The sequence below is a fragment of the Marinobacter salarius genome (assembly GCF_032922745.1).
Lineage (GTDB): Bacteria > Pseudomonadota > Gammaproteobacteria > Pseudomonadales > Oleiphilaceae > Marinobacter.
Map to the genome: position 1 here is coordinate 4118467 of NZ_CP136693.1, position 16661 is coordinate 4135127.

The 16661-nt window shown below is 57.5% G+C and carries 17 protein-coding genes and 1 pseudogene; 7 read left to right on the forward strand and 11 right to left on the reverse strand.

Annotated features, from left to right (window positions below; all coding sequences use genetic code 11):
• Positions 1-42: 42 nt before the first annotated feature.
• Entirely contained in the window at positions 43-1053 is a 1011-nt protein-coding gene (locus R1T46_RS19170; protein ID WP_036204356.1) for a DctP family TRAP transporter solute-binding subunit, read from the reverse strand.
• A gap of 231 nt (positions 1054-1284) precedes the next feature.
• Between R1T46_RS19170 and R1T46_RS19175 the strand changes: the two genes are divergently transcribed.
• Positions 1285-2592, forward strand: coding sequence for a short-chain fatty acid transporter (locus R1T46_RS19175; RefSeq protein ID WP_317306628.1), 1308 nt, complete (start codon positions 1285-1287; stop codon positions 2590-2592).
• 104 nt (positions 2593-2696) lie between these two features.
• On the opposite strand, the gene R1T46_RS19180 is transcribed toward R1T46_RS19175, so the two are convergent.
• The 9 genes and pseudogenes from R1T46_RS19180 to R1T46_RS19220 all read right to left on the reverse strand — a co-directional run.
• Complete coding sequence (locus R1T46_RS19180) at positions 2697-3137, reverse strand: hemerythrin domain-containing protein (RefSeq protein ID WP_317306630.1); 441 nt, start codon at positions 3135-3137, stop codon at positions 2697-2699.
• Between the two features lie 40 nt (positions 3138-3177).
• Positions 3178-3432 (reverse strand): hypothetical protein, encoded by a 255-nt coding sequence (locus tag R1T46_RS19185; protein ID WP_317306631.1) that lies wholly within the window; start codon positions 3430-3432, stop codon positions 3178-3180.
• Positions 3433-3594: 162 nt separating this feature from the next.
• A complete protein-coding gene (locus R1T46_RS19190) occupies positions 3595-4461 on the reverse strand; it encodes a M14 family metallocarboxypeptidase (protein ID WP_317306632.1) in 867 nt (288 codons plus the stop codon).
• An 81-nt stretch (positions 4462-4542) separates the two neighbouring features.
• Positions 4543-5232, reverse strand: a complete 690-nt coding sequence (locus R1T46_RS19195; protein ID WP_317306633.1) for a DUF899 domain-containing protein — start codon at positions 5230-5232, stop codon at positions 4543-4545.
• A 96-nt stretch (positions 5233-5328) separates the two neighbouring features.
• On the reverse strand, positions 5329-5736 hold the full coding sequence (locus tag R1T46_RS19200; protein ID WP_317306634.1) for a VOC family protein: 408 nt from the start codon (positions 5734-5736) through the stop codon (positions 5329-5331).
• Positions 5737-5932: 196 nt separating this feature from the next.
• The gene (locus tag R1T46_RS19205) at positions 5933-6283 is read right to left on the reverse strand and encodes a VOC family protein (protein ID WP_317306635.1); all 351 of its coding nucleotides are present in this window, start codon (positions 6281-6283) and stop codon (positions 5933-5935) included.
• Complete coding sequence (locus R1T46_RS19210; RefSeq protein WP_317306636.1) at positions 6280-7572, reverse strand: DUF2254 domain-containing protein; 1293 nt, start codon at positions 7570-7572, stop codon at positions 6280-6282. Before R1T46_RS19210 ends, R1T46_RS19205 begins: the two co-directional genes overlap by 4 nt.
• Positions 7573-7911: 339 nt before the next feature.
• On the reverse strand, positions 7912-8415 hold the full coding sequence (locus tag R1T46_RS19215; protein ID WP_317306638.1) for a copper chaperone PCu(A)C: 504 nt from the start codon (positions 8413-8415) through the stop codon (positions 7912-7914).
• 64 nt (positions 8416-8479) lie between these two features.
• Positions 8480-8581, reverse strand: a pseudogene (locus R1T46_RS19220) (hypothetical protein); the annotation flags it as partial.
• Positions 8582-8748: 167 nt separating this feature from the next.
• Here R1T46_RS19220 and R1T46_RS19225 point away from each other — a divergent pair.
• Positions 8749-9753, forward strand: coding sequence for a glycosyl transferase family 90 (locus tag R1T46_RS19225; protein ID WP_317306639.1), 1005 nt, complete (start codon positions 8749-8751; stop codon positions 9751-9753).
• A gap of 39 nt (positions 9754-9792) precedes the next feature.
• Here the strand turns inward: R1T46_RS19225 and R1T46_RS19230 are convergent, their stop codons facing one another.
• Positions 9793-10377 carry a histidine phosphatase family protein gene (locus tag R1T46_RS19230; protein WP_317306640.1) on the reverse strand — a complete coding sequence of 195 codons (585 nt, stop codon included), beginning with the start codon at positions 10375-10377 and terminating at the stop codon, positions 9793-9795.
• A gap of 124 nt (positions 10378-10501) precedes the next feature.
• Here R1T46_RS19230 and R1T46_RS19235 point away from each other — a divergent pair, with 124 nt between their 5' ends.
• The 5 genes from R1T46_RS19235 (at position 10502) to fhuB (ending at position 16616) form a co-directional block, all read left to right on the forward strand.
• On the forward strand, positions 10502-10954 hold the full coding sequence (locus tag R1T46_RS19235) for a YaiI/YqxD family protein (protein WP_199448160.1): 453 nt from the start codon (positions 10502-10504) through the stop codon (positions 10952-10954).
• Positions 10955-11024: 70 nt separating this feature from the next.
• On the forward strand, positions 11025-12815 hold the full coding sequence (locus R1T46_RS19240; RefSeq protein ID WP_317306641.1) for an ABC transporter ATP-binding protein: 1791 nt from the start codon (positions 11025-11027) through the stop codon (positions 12813-12815).
• 85 nt (positions 12816-12900) lie between these two features.
• Positions 12901-13674, forward strand: a complete 774-nt coding sequence (locus tag R1T46_RS19245) for an ABC transporter ATP-binding protein (RefSeq protein WP_317306642.1) — start codon at positions 12901-12903, stop codon at positions 13672-13674.
• On the forward strand, positions 13664-14596 hold the full coding sequence (locus R1T46_RS19250) for an iron-siderophore ABC transporter substrate-binding protein (RefSeq protein WP_317306643.1): 933 nt from the start codon (positions 13664-13666) through the stop codon (positions 14594-14596). The genes R1T46_RS19245 and R1T46_RS19250 overlap by 11 nt, the downstream gene beginning before the upstream one ends.
• Positions 14586-16616: a Fe(3+)-hydroxamate ABC transporter permease FhuB gene (gene fhuB / locus R1T46_RS19255; protein WP_317306644.1), complete on the forward strand. Its 2031-nt coding sequence runs from the start codon at positions 14586-14588 to the stop codon at positions 16614-16616. The genes R1T46_RS19250 and fhuB overlap by 11 nt, the downstream gene beginning before the upstream one ends.
• Positions 16617-16661: the final 45 nt, after the last annotated feature.

Genomic DNA, 16661 nt, shown 5'->3' on the forward strand with positions numbered 1-16661 from the left:
AGAGCGCCCACCGGCAACGGTGGGCGCCTGAACAGATCGCGCTTACTGGTTACGGTTGGCGACCGCTTCCTGCGCTTGCTTGACCAGATCCTCGCCAATGCGCGGAGTCCAAGTTTCATAAACCGACTGGGTGGCCTTCATGAAGGCATCACGCTGCTCATCAGTCAGTTCGGTGACCTCTACGCCACGTTCCTTGATGGCGGCCAGGGTCGCATCGATTTCGCTACGGGATTTCTCGATCTCCCACTGGCCTGCATCAATCGCCGCCTGCTTCAACAGCGCCTGATCTTCCGCGCTGAACTGGTCCCAGATGCTGTTGCTGACTGCAAACACCAGTGGGTCTGCCATGTAGTGCCAGCGGGTCAGGTACTTCTGGCCAACCTGATCGATACGCGCCACGTCAAACACTGACAGCGGGTTCTCCTGGCCGTCGACGGCACCGGTGGTCAGCGCCGGTTTGGCATCGGCCCAGCTCATCTGGGTGGGGTTAGCGCCCAGGGCCGTAAAGGTATCCTGGAACAGTGGCGAACCGACTACGCGGATTTTCAGGCCATCCAGATCGGCCGGTTCATCGATGGTCAGCTTGGAGTTGGACAGCTCGCGGAAGCCATTCTCGCCCCAGGCCAGCGGTGTAACACCACGCTTCTTGATCGCGGCAAAGACAGCTTCGCCAGCCTCGCCCTGGGTGATCGCATCGATGGCGGCATAATCCGGCATCAGGAAAGGCAGGGAAAACAGGTTCAGCTCGGGCACCTGAGGCGACCAGTTGATGGTGGACCCCACCGACATATCGATCAGCCCGGAGCGCATCGCCGAGAACTCTTTGGTCTGGTCACCGGAAACCAGTTGGGAGTTGCTGTAGATTTTCATGTTGATACGCCCATCGGAGCGCTCTTTCACCAGCTCCACCCATTTGTCGGCAGCCTGGCCCCAGGGAAACGCAGACGGCAGTACGGTGGAAACGGTGTATTCATCCTTGTAGTCGGCTTGAGCAACGGCACTGAACAGCAGGGTAGCCGCCGCGGCAGCAAGAAGAGAGCGACGTTTCAACATGTGGTTTTCCTTTTTATTGGGATTGTGAAGATCGCTGTGCCGCTATCAGGCAGCGGACCAACGATTGATTATAGAAATCGGGCTATCTGGGAGCAATAGACGAAGGTGGGAGTACCCCCTCCCCCAATGAATGAGTAATGCAATACGGCGAAAGGATAGTTGGTGCTACCCCAGGCTTTTAGTTTAGCTTGCCAGCAACAAAACAAGCTGAAAAAAATATTGGGGGACAATGTGTTAGACAGAGCAGCCAAACCTATGGTCAGTCTGGTAGACAAATACCTACCGGACCCCTACCTATTCGTCATCATACTGACACTGCTGTCATTCGTTGCCGCTATGGTGTTCCAGGGGCATAGCCCCATGGCGGTAGTAGAGATGTGGGGGGACGGTTTCTGGAACCTGCTGACCTTCTCAATGCAAATGCTGCTGGTACTGGTCACCGGCTTCATGATGGCGAGCACCCCACTGGTGCGTGGCATCCTGAACCGGATTGCAGGCCTTGCCAGAACACCGGGCCAGGCAATTGTACTGGTTACCTTCATCGCGCTGATCGCCAGTTGGATCAACTGGGGCTTTGGCCTGGTGGTCGGCGCGCTGTTTGCCAAAGCCCTCGCCCGGCAAATCCGCGTACACTATCCGTTGCTGATCGCCAGTGCCTATTCCGGGTTCATTGTCTGGCACGGCGGGCTTGCAGGCTCTATCCCACTGACGATTGCCACCGAAAACCACTTCACAGCAGATGTGATCGGCGTTATCGGCACCAGTGAAACCATTTTCGCCTTCTTCAACCTTGCCATCGTCGCCGCGCTTTTTATTATTGTGCCCCTGGTTAACCGACTCATGCTGCCAGACGAAAGAGACAGCGTGTACGCGGACCCTAAAATCCTGGACGATGAGCCCGACACCTCGGTTGTTATCAATCGCCCTGCCGACTACCTGGAGAACAGCAGAATACTTGCCTGGTTGATCGGATTCAGTGGTATCGCATTCATCTTCCAATACTTTATCGAGGGTGGCGGGCTGAACCTGAACATCGTGAACTTCATGTTCCTGTTTGTAGCAATCATCCTGCACCAGACCCCAAAACGCCTGCTTGCCAGCCTGAATGAAGCCGTGAAAGGCGGCGCCGGCATCGTTATCCAGTTTCCGTTTTACGCCGGCATCATGAGCGTAATGACAGCTTCCGGACTGGCAGCGAGTATCTCAACAGGGTTTGTGTCCATTGCAAGCGCCGAGAGCTTGCCATTCTGGAGCTTCATCAGCGCCGGCGTGGTCAACATATTCGTGCCATCCGGCGGTGGCCAGTGGGCCGTTCAGGCACCGGTTATGTTGCCCGCCGCACAAGAGCTTGGCGCTGACATACCGAGAGTGGCCATGGGCGTTGCCTGGGGCGACGCCTGGACCAACCTCCTGCAACCTTTCTGGGCCCTGCCGGTGCTGGCAATCGCCGGACTGAAAGCCAAGGACATCATGGGCTACTGCCTGATGCTGCTGATCGTCACCGGCATCATTATCAGCGCGGGCCTGACCTGGCTTTAATCGCCATCCCAAATACAAAGGCCTGAGAGTAACGCTACTCTCCGGCCTTTGACATGGATAAAAGCTATCTAGACACGCGTTCAATATACGCCTCTAACGCTTCCTCAGGGTGACGCCCTCTTGTCCATCTCCTTTCGGTAATCCGACCCCAATAAAGACTTCTCGTCTTCACCAAGGACTTTGCCGGCGCTGGGAAACACTTCCTGCTCTTCCTCCTCAAGATGATGCAGCAGCTTGTGAGCAAGGTTTTTTGCGTGAGAAAGCCACGCTGCGGAGTCCTGTGCAGCATCAGAAACAGCCTCAATCAACTCATCAAGCTCATGATGCTCTGCGACGCTGTGCTTGGCTTTCTCCTGGGTTGCATCAAACCTCATCAATGGGACATAAAAATAACGTTCCTCGGCAAGCGCGTGATCTTCCAATTGCTTTTTCAGATTCAAAAACAGGCGATCGCGCTCGTCGCTGGCCCCACTGGTTGCAAGTACCTGATCAATCAACTCTCGCTGCGTCTCGTGGTCTGCTCGAAGCTGCTCAAAAATAGTCATGTCGGATTCCCTTTCTCAAGCTGAGATTTAACTTACCAAATCACATGCTTTTACCTTGGGTCATATGCCGTTCATGGAGCTCATTATTATACTCGCCAAGGCGCTCTCGAGCGTTCTCGAGCTCTTTCCAGGCTTCCTGAAGCTCCGATAGATCTTCCTCGGCGGGCGCCTGGTCCTTGGTGCCACTATCGAGGCTTTCGTACTTGGCATCTATCCGCTCTGCCACGTTCTGGTACTTGGCCCAGGCCGCCTGATACTGTTCCCGCTCGCGTTTCCAGTCTTGCGCGTTTGCCATTGCCTACCTCCCACTGGTGCAATTGAGTGATGGGTGATTTTTCATCCTACTTATCACCACGTTACGGCTGGAAGGGGCTTTTTCAACCAGAGACAAATTACGAAATAGACAGTTGCTCCTCATAAGGGCCCATCTTTGTAGCAGAACCCTGATTGCCCTTCCCTACGGGTTCAACAGCACGTAGTCGATCGCCGCACACACGGCAGCAGCCTGCGCTGCATTGCATTGCTCGGGGGTTACACGTGGGCTGTCGGGATAGACTTCAGTGGTGGTCCTGTAGGGAGCACTGGTGATACTGGCGCACAGGCCCAGCTGTTTGAGCGGGTACTGAATGACGCCCCGAGCGGCGACCGGTGAGCCAAAGATCTCGCCGTTACCATCAGCCGGTGCGATGTGTGTGACCTGCTCCACAGCCTCAATCAACGCCTGTTGGAACTCGGGCTCTGGACTTTCGCTGTCATCGACCAGATAGAAGCCGTCAGGAATTTCCCCCGGCTCGAACGGCTTACCGTCTCGGGCCGCGAGCGCGGGACGAAACTCGGTTTCATCCGTATCAGTGGTCTCGTGCAGGTCGATATGCATCGATGCATGATCGCGAACGGGGGCCACCAGTCGCATAAGCGCCGCCGCCTCATCCGCCAAACCGTCATCTCGGAACGAACGGTTCGGGTCAACCGCGTTCGGGTTCCAGCGATGAATGCGCTCGTATGCCCAAGGGCTGACGCACGGCGCGACCAACAAATTGACACGGCCCGCGTAATCCGCCGCATGCTGATCAACGAACTGCAGCGCACCGTGTACGCCGCTGGTTTCATAGCCATGAACCCCGCCTGTTATCAGCACGACTGGCAAGTCGTCACGCCAGTCGCGGCTGCGAATCGCCATCAGCGGATAACGGTTGGCGCCATAATCCAGACGGCCATATTCTTCCACATCAAAACGTGGGCGCAGACGCTCGATCACGCTTAACACATCAGACTCGTAGCTCCGTTGACGGGTCTGTTGTGACAACCACTCTGCACGTTCCACCTCACCCCAAGGAGTACCGGGCGTACCGATGGGATAATGTGCGGGAGCCGTGTTCATATCATCTTTCCTCCATATGAGTTGTCAGACGTCGTACTCGTCGTGGCGGCGATTCCAGACATAGGGCTCCGTCTGCGGCCAGCCTTCCGGTGAGTCTTCCCACGTTTCCTGACGACCAAAGGGGGTCAAATCCAGATATGTCCAGAGAGTGCCAAGATATTCGACGCCACGCGCACCCGTATAGTAGGTGCGGTAGATGTCATCTCCGTCGCGAATAAAAACACTGGCACCGTGCCTTTCGCCGTTATCTGTGGTTGCGCCGAAATCGACGTTAAAGTCGCTCTCGTAAGACGAATACCATGGAATAGGCGCCGTCCATCCCATCCGCGACCTGTACTGCGTGAGCTTTTCTCTTGGTGCACGTGACACCATAACCAACGACGTATCGCGAGCATGCAGGTGGGCCGGGTGTGTCATGGCATCTACCAACCAGGAGCAACCGTCGCAGCCAGCATTCCAATCCGGGGCAAACATGAAATGATAGACAATGAGCTGACGGCGCCCTTCAAACAAATCGAGCAGGGACGCTGCGCCATTTTCTCCCTGGAGCGTATAGTGCTTGGCCACCTTCACCATCGGTAACTTCCTACGCTCAGCGTTCAGTGCATCCCGTGCCCGGGTTAACTCTTTCTCTTTTACAAGAAGCTGATCCAGCGCTGTTTTCCACTGTTCCGAAGAAACGACCTCCGGTAGTGGCTGCTTATCTGTAGCCATTGTCTGATTCCCCTATGCGTTCCATGTAAGGACTCCGGCAACCGCGAAAATTGCATAACACTGCGCATGGTTATGGGCTGGAGTTGTCACCACACACTAGTTCGACAGGTTGAGCTGCCAAGACACACCATACCTATCATTCAACCACCCAAATTTTTGGCTAAAACCGTAGTTATCCAACGGCATTAGCTCTGAGCCACCTTCAGCCAAGGCTCTAAATGTCTCCTCAATTTCGCTCGCCGATTCGCACTCAACATACAGTGACATAGAGGGCGTAAACGTAAACTGATGATCAAGGTGGCTGTCGAGCGCCATAAACTCTCGACCGTTTATCTTAAACTTCGCCATCTTCACAGAACCTTCTGGTTCATGCTCGCCGGCTTGGTAACGTTGAATATCGACGATCTCTGAACCAACGAATAGCGAGGTATAAAACCTGATGGCCTCCTCGGCTTTCCCAGCCTGCTCTCCAACAAACATGAGCGACGTTGCGATGGATCTCATCTGTGCCTCCTTGTCCGTTTGTTTGATCCTATAAAAAGAACTGGGCACGATGAACTGCTACATGCCTACCACTCAATCTGAATTCTAGCCCCCGCTTGAACCAAATTCATGAACTCGTCCATCTCTGAGTTGGTAAGTGCGATACAAGCGCAGGTGCGTTCGACAACAGTCACTTGTTGGGGGGCATCCCCAACGGTTACTCATGCTGTAATACATTGATGAGCTTGCCGAACGGATCACGAACATAGAACCGGCGAACACCCCAGGGCTCACTTACCGGGCCGTATTCAATCTCAATCTTTTCGTTCTTTACTCTCTCCAAAGCGATCTCCAGGTTATCAACCTCGATAGACAGATCAGGAACTGGCGTTCCGGAGCCACCTTCCGATGCCACGCTTACCTGAGTGGTCATTTCCTCGCCCGAGCTATAGGTTCTTAGCCATCCATGATCCATCACAACCTTGAGCCCAAAAATAGCCGAGTAGAATTTCTCTGCTTCGGAGGGGGTTCCTGCCGCTATGTTGGAGACTATGCGCTTGACCTTCATTTATTTTCCTGCGGGTTGAGATTCGTGGACTTCGCGCGGGAGAAGGATGCAACTTCTCGAACGAGCGCCAAATCATCCGGCAGATCCAACTTCTTCTCTGCGCGGGCAAGTGCCATCCGCGAGTGTGCCAATGTAGCGTCATGCATCTCCGAATCGCCGCGGGATGAGAGCGCCTTGAACGCTTTCTGGAGCCGAAGCATTACCTCAACGGTGCCCGCCCCATCGCGTGCGATCGCCCTGAATGCGTCGTCAAACATGTCCCGCGTTGATAGCACAGGAACTTCGACACGATCATACTTCGGCGCCGGTGAGTCCTTTTTGGGCTCCGTCCATAAAACGAACAGCCGTACGAGCGACCCTATTATGGTAATCGCCGTACCGGGGTCGTTGACACCAGGAGACAGGGCCCTGTCCGCAATCTCCGAGAGCGCCACGAGCCCGAATCTGGGGTCCTCGTCGAAGAGTCGATATTTTCCAATCACGAACGCGTCAACAACTGGTTTCAAATCAAGTTCAGCCGTGTCGTCGGCAGCGTGAGTTACATAGGCCAGCGCGCGCCCAGGCTCGACAAACGTGCCAGGAAGGGCCGCAACGGCTATCCGACCGTTTGCCTTCTCGGCCCATGCTTGCAGAGTTTCGATATCGATGTGCTGCACATAACCCACGGTCTCACTATGCACTGCCTTCCCCTGCGTCCGCCGCCGTTCTGCCGGTATACCACAAAGTGCCGGCGCGGCCCGGCTGCGTTTCATGGCTGCTGCGGTTGCCATTTCGACCTTTTCAACTGATTCGTGCAACCGCCCAAGACGAGCAATTTTATCCACCCATCGAACGAACGTAAGAATAACCACACCGAACACCACCACCATTAGTGCAAAAAGTGCTGCAAGGCCGGCCTCTTGGAAAAAGCCGTTCTTGGCTGCGGTCAGAGCGACGATGCTGAATATGAACGCCCCAATGAAGGTTGAAAGAGCGTTCTGTGACACGTCGTCCGCAACAATCAGTGTGAACGACCTGGGGGTCGCGGAATTACTTGCCGATGCATACGCGGATACCATGGACGCCACGGCGAAGGTGGCAATGACGAGCATGCTGGACGCCAAGATCGCAAGAAGAGCCTCAAGTGAATCGGCAGTGACGCTCGGAATGTTCCGATCAAGACTCATATGATCCGCGGCCTTGGCGATGAATACGGCCGCGATTGACAGGATGCAGAAGAACAGCGGTTTGACCCATAGCCGTTCCCCAAGTCGTTTGGTAATAAATTTGACCCTGTCATTAACAGCCATGGATGCTAATTCCTTCGTCGATTGTCATGCCGCCCGACGAGGCTGAAGAAGAACCTTATTCCGAGCCGTTCCCAGCGTCGGTATTGCTTGCGTTCACGGGCCTCATTTCCAGCCATCTAATCCCGATATCACACCGTCAACCGCTCGTAATTGGCTAGCTTCTCAATATTGTCACCAGACAGTATAGCTGCCGTTGGCTTCTGCACCTTCTTGCCTCACAGACTGAACCGGTTCAGTCATCTGTTGGTGCCGATGGTGAGCGAGACCTACCGGGCTTCGCGGCGTGCTATACAAGCCTGGGCGTATATCCAGCGTTCGTATAACTACAGCCAACACCAATCAATGTCCGGAATGATCCATCCCGTGATTTTCCATCTTCATGTTGCCGTCCAGCGGCTCAACATGCAGCATCACGTCCATTGCGTCTGCTCCATCAAAACTCACCGTCAGCGGCACTCTTTCCCCTTCTTTCAACGGCCCATCCAGTTTTTCCAGCATCATGTGGTAGCTGTGGGGCTTGAGCTCCACGGTTTCACCAGCGGGGATGGTCAGGCCGTCTTTCAGAGGGCGCATGCTCATGGTGCCGTCGGTCATGGTGCTTTCGTGAATGGAGACGTTCTTCGCCCTTGGCGTGGTAGCACTGGTCAGGGTGATGTCGCTGTCGCTGTGGTTGGTGATCTCCATGTAGCCAACGCCCATGGGGACACCAGGAGGCGTCGGGCGGCTCCAGGGGTGATCGATGGTTAAGGTGTCTGAGGAATGATCGTGGGCGGTGGCCGGGGTGACAATCAGGGTGCTGCAGGCGATCAGAGCGCTGGCGGCCAGTTTGTTGAATGGGTTCATGTTCCTTGTTACCTCATCAATGGTCATTTCAATGGGAGTCGTCGTCAGGACCATGGCGTTCCGGCCTGTGGCGCAGTCGAACATCGTAGACGAATGAGTAATCTACGTCACCAGAGAGAATCACGAAGGTTTCTCGTGCGCGGGAGTGGCCGAAGAGGTTGAGCAGGCCGCGCCCGGTTGAGCTCGCTTCGCCATCGGCGGCAGGGGCTGCAACGACCGCTCACTCATTTAATCCTCCTGACACACTTTGATGTTTTATTGATGTTTACCTGACATTTCCTTGCGCTCTGCCCGCTACGGTATGGGCATCTAAACCAACGTCTGGTGACCACAATGCGAGTCGGTGACAATTTTTCCAAGAACATGCACAAACTGGGTTACTACTCCGGAAACGCGGTGCGCTCCCTGGTTCCTCGAGCCTACTGGCAGTGGCAATGCGACCTGCTGATGTCGGAATACGAGGCGATGACGGGCGAACGCAGGGCTGCGATTGACGCAAGGGTTGCCTACTACAATCGCCTTTCCAACCCGTTCACACTACCAGCAACCGCTGAACCCGCTGGCGACTTTACCTTCGCTGGCAAAAGCAGCGCCTACTGCTTCGATTTTCGCAACCTGATCCAGTGTTTCCCCCGGAACCGAAAAGTGGACTACCAGTTCGGTGATGTAACCGAAATCCCGAACGAACCCCGTTTCGTGAAAAGCCGCCCGGTACGTCGTGATGCCACCAACCGTAACTCAGTATTGCTCAAACTCAACTCGGTTCGGCATTACCAGTTTGTAGAGGACCCGACACCTTTCCGCCAAAAGAAGCCCCTGGCGGTGTGGCGCGGCAAGTCCAACCGCCAGCACCGCATCGAATTTGCTACCCGCTTTAACGACCACCCCCTCTGCGATATTGGCTGCACCCAACATAAGGAACCCGCACCCCAGCCCTACCACAAGGACTTCATGAGCATTGAGGAACAGCTGCAGCACCAGTTTGTGGTGAGTGTGGAAGGCATTGATGTGGCGACGAACCTGAAGTGGATCATGGCCTCCAATTCCCTGTGCCTGATGCGCCGGCCCCGCTTTGAAACCTGGTTCATGGAAGGCGCTCTGGTGCCCGGCTATCACTATGTGGAACTGGCTGATGACCACTCTGATCTGCCGGAGAAAGTACGCTATTACCAGGATCACCCTGAACAGGCAGAGGCCATCATTGCCAACGCCAACCGGTATGTAGAGAAGTTTTTCGACCAGCAGATGGAGCAGACCATTGCACTGCTCGTGATCCAGAAATACCTTCACCTGAGCGGTCAGGAGGTGTACGACCTCCCACGTCTGAAAGCCGGTTGACCTATAGGCAATGGAACATCGAGCCTTGGATTTGGGCGCCTAACTCCCCGGCGACACACGCTCCAGTATGGTCGGGTTTTCTGACAGAGGCAGTGCCATAACCACTCCCTCGTTCGACGACGGGTATATGCCGGTCAGTGCCGTAATATTGACCTGATGGGATACCAGCACCACCGGCAGGCCCGGCTCCATTTCATTCACAATGGCGATGGTCTGCTGGGTATGCATGTCTGCGTTGCTACGGTTCTGGAAAAACGAGTTCAGCGACATCATCTCCTTCACCGGCCCCACATCCATTCCCCGTGCGGTATCGAGGCATCGGCACCACTGACTGCTGAAGACCCTGGCTTCCTCAATGCCATGCTCCGCCAAATAGACCTTCCACGCCCGCGCCTGCCCGCGCCCTTCGGCATTCAGGTTTCGCTGCGTGCTGCAATCGTCGACATCAAAGTTGGCGGGGTCGCCTGTTCCCGGTGCCAGGGCATGTCGCAACATCAAAACCGCCCGGCCTTCCCGGAGAGCCTCCCAGGCCTCTGATTCGTCGGCGTACGCAGTTCCTGCAAAAAGGGAAATCAGCCCCAGCGTTAAAACAAGAAATGCAGTTGGAACACTGTGAGTTTTCATAAGTTTGTCGATCCTCCGCCCGCAAAGTATGCGGCCACGTAATTAATACGCGGCCCAAACCTACCAGGCTCACATCATCAAAAGGTAAACTTCACCAAGCACTGAACCAACAAAGGAACCAACCATGCCAATCTGGGTCGACGCCGACGCCTGCCCCGTGCCTATCCGGGAAATCCTCTGCCGCGCCGCCACTCGCTGGCAGGTCGATACCACCTTCATTGCCAATCACGCCATCAACCTGCCCCCGAGCGTCTACATCAAACGCCGGCAGGTACCCCAGGGTTTCGACGTGGCCGACAATGACATCATCGACCAGATGGAAACAGGCGACCTGGTGATCACCCAGGACATCCCCCTGGCTGCCGAAGCCATCGAAAAAGGTGCGGACGTGTTCAACCCGCGCGGCCAGGCTTTCACCAAAGAGAATATCCGCCAGCGCCTGGCCATGCGCAACTTCATGGAAGAAATGCGCAACGCCGGCCAGGTCACCGGTGGCCCGGCGCCCTTCAGCCAGACTGACCGCAAGGAATTCGCCGACAAGCTTGACCGCTGGCTGCAACAGAACGCCAGTAAGTGATAATGATTCCATTTCAAATTCTCGACAAATCCGCTACCCTTGCCGCTTTCTGGCGCAAGCGGAGCGAACCATGACAGAGTCTTCCCCCCACACCACCAGCAGCTTTGCCGCCCTGGGCCGACTGCTGAAATACGCTCGCGGCTATCGCCGCCAGATCATTGCCGCCACCACTTGCTCCATCATCAACAAGCTGTTCGATATCGCGCCGGAGATCCTGATCGGTATCGCCATCGACGTGGTGGTGAACAAGGAAGAAAGCTTTGTGGCCGGCCTGGGCTTTGAGACCGCTCAGGAGCAGATCACCATCCTGGCTGTGCTGACCTTCTTTATCTGGGCCGGCGAATCGATATTCGAGTACCTGTTCCAGATCCTCTGGCGCAACCTGGCCCAACGCCTGCAGTCCGACCTGCGACAAGACGCCTACGAGCATGCCCAGAAGCTGGACATGAGCTTCTTTGAAGCCCGCAGCTCCGGGCAACTGGTCGCCACCATGAACGACGACGTCAACCAGTTGGAGCGTTTCCTCGATGGCGGCGCCAACGCCATGATTCAGGTCGTGGTGACGGTCGTTGCCGTGGGCGCTGTGTTTTTCGTGTTGTCGCCACTCATTGCCCTGCTGGCGTTTACTCCCATTCCGCTGATTATCTGGGGCGCCTTCTACTTCCAGCGCAAGGCTGGCCCGCTGTACGCTGACGTGCGTGAGAAGGTCGGTGACCTGTCGAGCCGGTTGGCCAACAACCTGGGCGGCATTGCCACCATCAAGAGTTTCACGGCCGAAAACCGGGAAGCGGAGCGGCTGAAAGCCAGCAGTGAAGCCTATGTAGATGCAAACCGCCGAGCCATTCGCATCAGCTCCGCGTTTATTCCGGTGATCCGCATGGCGATCCTGGCAGGTTTCCTGGCCACCTTTACCGTGGGCGGCATGATGGCCCTGGAAGGCTCTCTGAACGTGGGTGCTTACGGCGTGCTGGTGTTCCTAACCCAACGTTTGCTGTGGCCTCTGACCGGCCTTGCGGAAGTAATCGACCTGTTCGAACGGGCCATGGCCAGTACCCGCCGCATCCTGGACCTGCTGGCTGAGCCGGTTCACGTTCGGGATGATTCCGGCAAAACGCTGGATCAGCCGGTGAAGGGCGAAGTCACCTTCGAGGGCGTGAGCTTCCACTACCCGTCCAGCGGCGCGGGTATCGACGACATTTCGGTAGCGGTACCGGCCGGCAATACCCTGGCGCTGGTCGGGGCGACCGGTTCCGGCAAGTCCACACTGATCAAGCTGTTGCTGCGCTTCTACGACCCTACCGGCGGCCAGATCCGCATCGACGGCCAGCCCATCCAGTCCGTCAGCCTGAAGTCCCTGCGGGAGGCCATCGGCCTGGTCAGCCAGGACGTGTACCTGTTTGAGGGCAGCATCCGTGACAATCTCGCCTACGGCTCCCCCGGCGCAAGTGACGAACAGATTATCGAAGCGGCCAGGACGGCAGAGGCCTGGTCATTCATCGAGGCACTGCCCGAGGGGCTTGCCACCGCCGTGGGTGAACGAGGAGTTCGGCTTTCCGGCGGTCAGCGCCAGCGCCTTTCACTGGCCCGTGCGCTGCTGAAAGACCCGCCCATTCTGGTGCTCGACGAAGCCACGAGTGCCGTGGACAACGAAACCGAGGCGGCCATCCAGCGCTCCCTGAAGCGGATCGGCCACAATCGCACCGTGATCATGATCGCGCATCGGCTGTCCACCATTGTGGATGCCGATACCATTGCCGTGGTAGCCGGCGGGCGCATTCTGGAATCCGGCCGCCATGAGGAACTGCTGGAGAACAACGGCCCCTATTCCGCACAATGGCGCGTACAGACCGGTCAGGCCTGACAGCCAGACATACGTTGCCAGGCATATATTGATAGTAATTCGCATTTAGATTATCCTGCAGGCCCTCAGATCCATGGGAGCCTGCATGTCTGCGTTCTTTGAAGTATCCAGCCTGGGCGTGCACATTGGTGACGCTGCCATCCTTGACGACATCAACATCGAGTTTCGTGAAGGCGAGGTCACTGCCCTGCTCGGTCACAATGGCTCCGGCAAGTCCACGTTATTGAAAGTGCTGGCCCGCCAGATGTCGCCCTCTTCGGGCAATGCAAGCCTTCTTGGCAGCTCATTCCAGACCACCGGCGCGCGGGAGTTCGCCCGTACGGTTGGTTACCTGCCGCAGCATCCGCCGGGCACGGACGGCCTCACCGTGAGGGAACTGGTTGCCCTGGGGCGTTATCCCTGGCGCGGGCCGTTGGGGCGTTATACCAGCGAAGACCACCAGTTCATCGACCAGGCCATACACGATACCGGGCTCGACCACTTCCAGCACCGCTCTGTGGACACGCTTTCCGGCGGCGAACGCCAGCGCGCCTGGATTGCCATGCTGCTGGCGCAACAAACCCGCTGCCTGCTGCTGGACGAGCCAATTTCCGCCCTGGACGTGAAACACCAGGTGGAAACCCTGCGCCTGGTGCACCGCCTGGCCGATGAACGGGAACTGACGGTGATTGTGGTACTGCACGATGTCGACCTGGCCGCCCGCTTCTGCGACCGGCTGGTGGCTCTGAAAGGCGGCCGGTTGATTGCAGATGGCAGCCCGCGTGACATCATGGATTCGGGAACCCTGGAATCCATTTACGATGTACCGATGGGTGTAATGGAGCGGGCACCGGGACAGTGGGTCTCGTATGTGCATTGAGCATGTCGCTAAAACCCTGATTGCCGTGGTGTTCATTGGTGCCCTATCGCTGCCCGCCAGCGCCGGCACCTGGCAACACGAAGGCGGCACCCTCACCCTGGACGAGCAACCTGAGCGGGTTGTTGCACTCAACTGGGCCGCCACAGAAGCCTTGCTGTTGCTGGGCGTGACGCCCGTGGGCGTCGCTGACCGGGATGGCTACGACGTGTGGGTGAATGAGCCGCAGCTTCCAGAGGACGTTGCCAACATCGGCACCCGCGTCGCCCCCAGCCTCGAGGCCATCGCAGAACTCAAACCGGATCTGATTGTTACCAGTGCCGAAATGGCGCCCGCCGCAAAACTGCTGGAGCGTATCGCCCCGACTTACGTCATCAGTGTGTACAAAGAGGGCAGTCAACCCTTCGAGAAAGCCAGTGACATGCTGACCACCCTCGGCGAGATGCTGGGCCGCGAGGCTCGCGCCGAATCGATTCTGGCGGATATTGACACCACTCTGGAAACGCAACGCCTCCGGCTGGAAGCGGCGGGACTGACAGAACGGCCGATTGCCCTGGTCAGTTTCATGGACGCCCGCCACGTGCGTATTTATGCCCCCAACGGCCTTTACCAGAGTGCCCTGAATGCCCTCGGGCTGGAAAACGCCTGGCCCCGGCAAGGCAACTTCTGGGGCTTCTCGGTGGTGGGCCTGGAATCCATAGCCCCTTATGAAGACAGCCGTATCGTGGTGATTGCGCCCACCGCCCCCGGGCTTGCAGACACCCTGGCCGCCAGCCCGTTCTGGACGTACCTGCCAGCGGTCAACCGCCACCAGGTTTACGAGATCGACGCCATCTGGCCGTTTGGCGGCGTTTTTCCGGTGAAACGACTGGCCACCATGCTGACAGACAGTCTGCTGGCCGGGGGCTCTGACAATGTACGCTAGCACCTCCGGTATGCCCGCTTCCCGACCGGTTATGGCAGTCAGGCTGCCTATTGCCGCCACACTCCTCTGGCTCGGCGCGTTGCTTGCCAGCGCAGTTCCCTGGCTCAACCAACTGGATGCCGCTACCGTGTTGTCATCATTCTGGGCCTTCAATCCAAACAATTATTCATCGGTTCTGGCTCACTTCAGTTGGGCGCCGCGTGTATCCATCGCCATCCTGATTGGCTGCGGCCTGGGGCTGGCCGGGGCGGTCACCCAACAGGTGCTGGGTAACCCTCTGGCTTCGCCCACCACCCTCGGTGTGGAAGCGGGTGGCCAATTCGGGGTGACCGTTGCCACGCTGTTCGCGCCCGGTTTACTTGCCTTCAGCCCGGATCTGGTGGCCATTGCAGGTGGCCTCATCGCCATCGGTATGGTCATCGCCCTGACGTGGCAGCTTGGCTTTTCACCTGTGACGGTGATCCTTGCCGGCCTTGTCATCACCTTCTTTCTGGGCGCCCTTAACATGGCATTTCTGCTGCTCAAGGGTGAGTGGCTGGGCAACCTTTTCATCTGGGGCGCCGGCTCCCTGGTACAGAACAACTGGGGACCGTTCATGGAACTGTGGCCCCGCGTGCTGGTCATTTCGGTGCTGATATTGCTGCTGATGCGCCCGTTGCAGGTGTTGCAACTGGGGCAGTCGTCCGCCAGTTCACTGGGTGCCAAAGTCGGGCTTATTCGGGCACTGGCTCTGTTTCTGGTGGTACTGATGACAGCAACGGTTGTCAGCCGGGTGGGTGTCGTGGCCTTTGTGGGGCTGGCAGCGCCGGTACTGGCACGCCTGCTGGGCGCGCGTACATTAGCCAGTCGCATCCTGTGGAGTACGCTCATGGGCGGCGGGCTATTGCTGCTGGCGGATACTCTTGCGCATTGGGCTTCTACCTGGGGGGATGGCTCCCTGGTGCCGACGGGAACCACCACGGCCCTCATTGGCGGCCCCATTATCCTATTGGCATTGCAGGGTTTCAAAAACACCCATCACATGCCCGGGCAGGAATCCAACCTTGCGGGCTTCCAGCCCAGGCGGCGCGCGCCTTTTCTGGTCAGTGGTATCGTGACCGGGCTGATCGCACTAACCGTCATCGTTTCCATGAGTTGGTCTCCGGGCCTGGATGGTTGGAACTGGACACCTGTCACCCAGTGGGACGATGCCTGGGTGTGGCGCGGCCCGCGCCTCTTGGCCGCCATGCTGGCCGGAGTCGCACTGGGCCTTGCCGGCACACTGATTCAGCGGATGACGGGTAATCCAATGGGGAGCCCGGAGATGCTGGGCATCAGCGGCGGCGCCGCACTGGCCATGGTTCTTATCGTGCTCACCGGCGCAGAGGTAGGCCGGGCCGGGCAGCTTGGCGCTGCGACGCTCGGCGCTGCCGGCGCACTCGGGTTATTGATTCTCCTCGCCCGCAAGCATCGCTTCGCCGGTAACCAACTGCTGCTGGGCGGCCTGGCCCTGTATGTATTCATGGATGCGGGGCTGAGATTGGTCATGGCCTCCGGCGGCACCGTCGCTTCACAACTGCTGAACTGGATGTACGGTTCCACCTGGCTGGTTTCCGAAACTGAAGCGTTTGGGCTGCTAGGATTCATCGTTCTCATCTGCGGCCTGTTGGCTCTGGTCGTGCGGCCCCTGACGCTCTTGCCTCTGGGAGATACTTCGGCATCGTCCCTCGGGCTTCCGGTCACTAAAGCCCGCCTGCTTTTGCTGATGCTTGCTGCTGTATTGACTGCGTCGGCTACGGTGGTGATTGGCCCTCTGAGTTTCGTAGGACTCATTGCGCCGCACCTGGCGCGGGTACTGGGGCAGCAAACCGTTGGCAGGCAATTGATCGTGGCCGCATTGGTGGGTGGCCTTCTGTTGGCCCTCGCGGACTACCTGTCGCGCATTGTGGTCTTCCCCAACCAGTTGCCGGCGGGACTGCTGGCCGCGCTGGTTGGCGGCGTCTACTTCTTGTGGGGGTTAAGCCGGCACGGTAAAGCGTGACCGGCGGGACGTGTCACCAGAGCACCAGGAGGCTGGCTATGATCA

Coding starts and splice junctions, on each gene's coding strand:
- R1T46_RS19170 (WP_036204356.1), bottom strand. CDS start 1,053: ATGTTGAAACGTCGCTCTCTTCTTGCTGCCGCGGCGGCTACCCTGCTG.
- R1T46_RS19180 (WP_317306630.1), bottom strand. CDS start 3,137: ATGACTATTTTTGAGCAGCTTCGAGCAGACCACGAGACGCAGCGAGAG.
- R1T46_RS19185 (WP_317306631.1), bottom strand. CDS start 3,432: ATGGCAAACGCGCAAGACTGGAAACGCGAGCGGGAACAGTATCAGGCG.
- R1T46_RS19195 (WP_317306633.1), bottom strand. CDS start 5,232: ATGGCTACAGATAAGCAGCCACTACCGGAGGTCGTTTCTTCGGAACAG.
- R1T46_RS19200 (WP_317306634.1), bottom strand. CDS start 5,736: ATGAGATCCATCGCAACGTCGCTCATGTTTGTTGGAGAGCAGGCTGGG.
- R1T46_RS19205 (WP_317306635.1), bottom strand. CDS start 6,283: ATGAAGGTCAAGCGCATAGTCTCCAACATAGCGGCAGGAACCCCCTCC.
- R1T46_RS19210 (WP_317306636.1), bottom strand. CDS start 7,572: ATGGCTGTTAATGACAGGGTCAAATTTATTACCAAACGACTTGGGGAA.
- R1T46_RS19215 (WP_317306638.1), bottom strand. CDS start 8,415: ATGAACCCATTCAACAAACTGGCCGCCAGCGCTCTGATCGCCTGCAGC.
- R1T46_RS19225 (WP_317306639.1), top strand. CDS start 8,749: ATGCGAGTCGGTGACAATTTTTCCAAGAACATGCACAAACTGGGTTAC.
- R1T46_RS19230 (WP_317306640.1), bottom strand. CDS start 10,377: ATGAAAACTCACAGTGTTCCAACTGCATTTCTTGTTTTAACGCTGGGG.
- R1T46_RS19235 (WP_199448160.1), top strand. CDS start 10,502: ATGCCAATCTGGGTCGACGCCGACGCCTGCCCCGTGCCTATCCGGGAA.
- R1T46_RS19240 (WP_317306641.1), top strand. CDS start 11,025: ATGACAGAGTCTTCCCCCCACACCACCAGCAGCTTTGCCGCCCTGGGC.
- R1T46_RS19245 (WP_317306642.1), top strand. CDS start 12,901: ATGTCTGCGTTCTTTGAAGTATCCAGCCTGGGCGTGCACATTGGTGAC.
- R1T46_RS19250 (WP_317306643.1), top strand. CDS start 13,664: ATGTGCATTGAGCATGTCGCTAAAACCCTGATTGCCGTGGTGTTCATT.
- fhuB (WP_317306644.1), top strand. CDS start 14,586: ATGTACGCTAGCACCTCCGGTATGCCCGCTTCCCGACCGGTTATGGCA.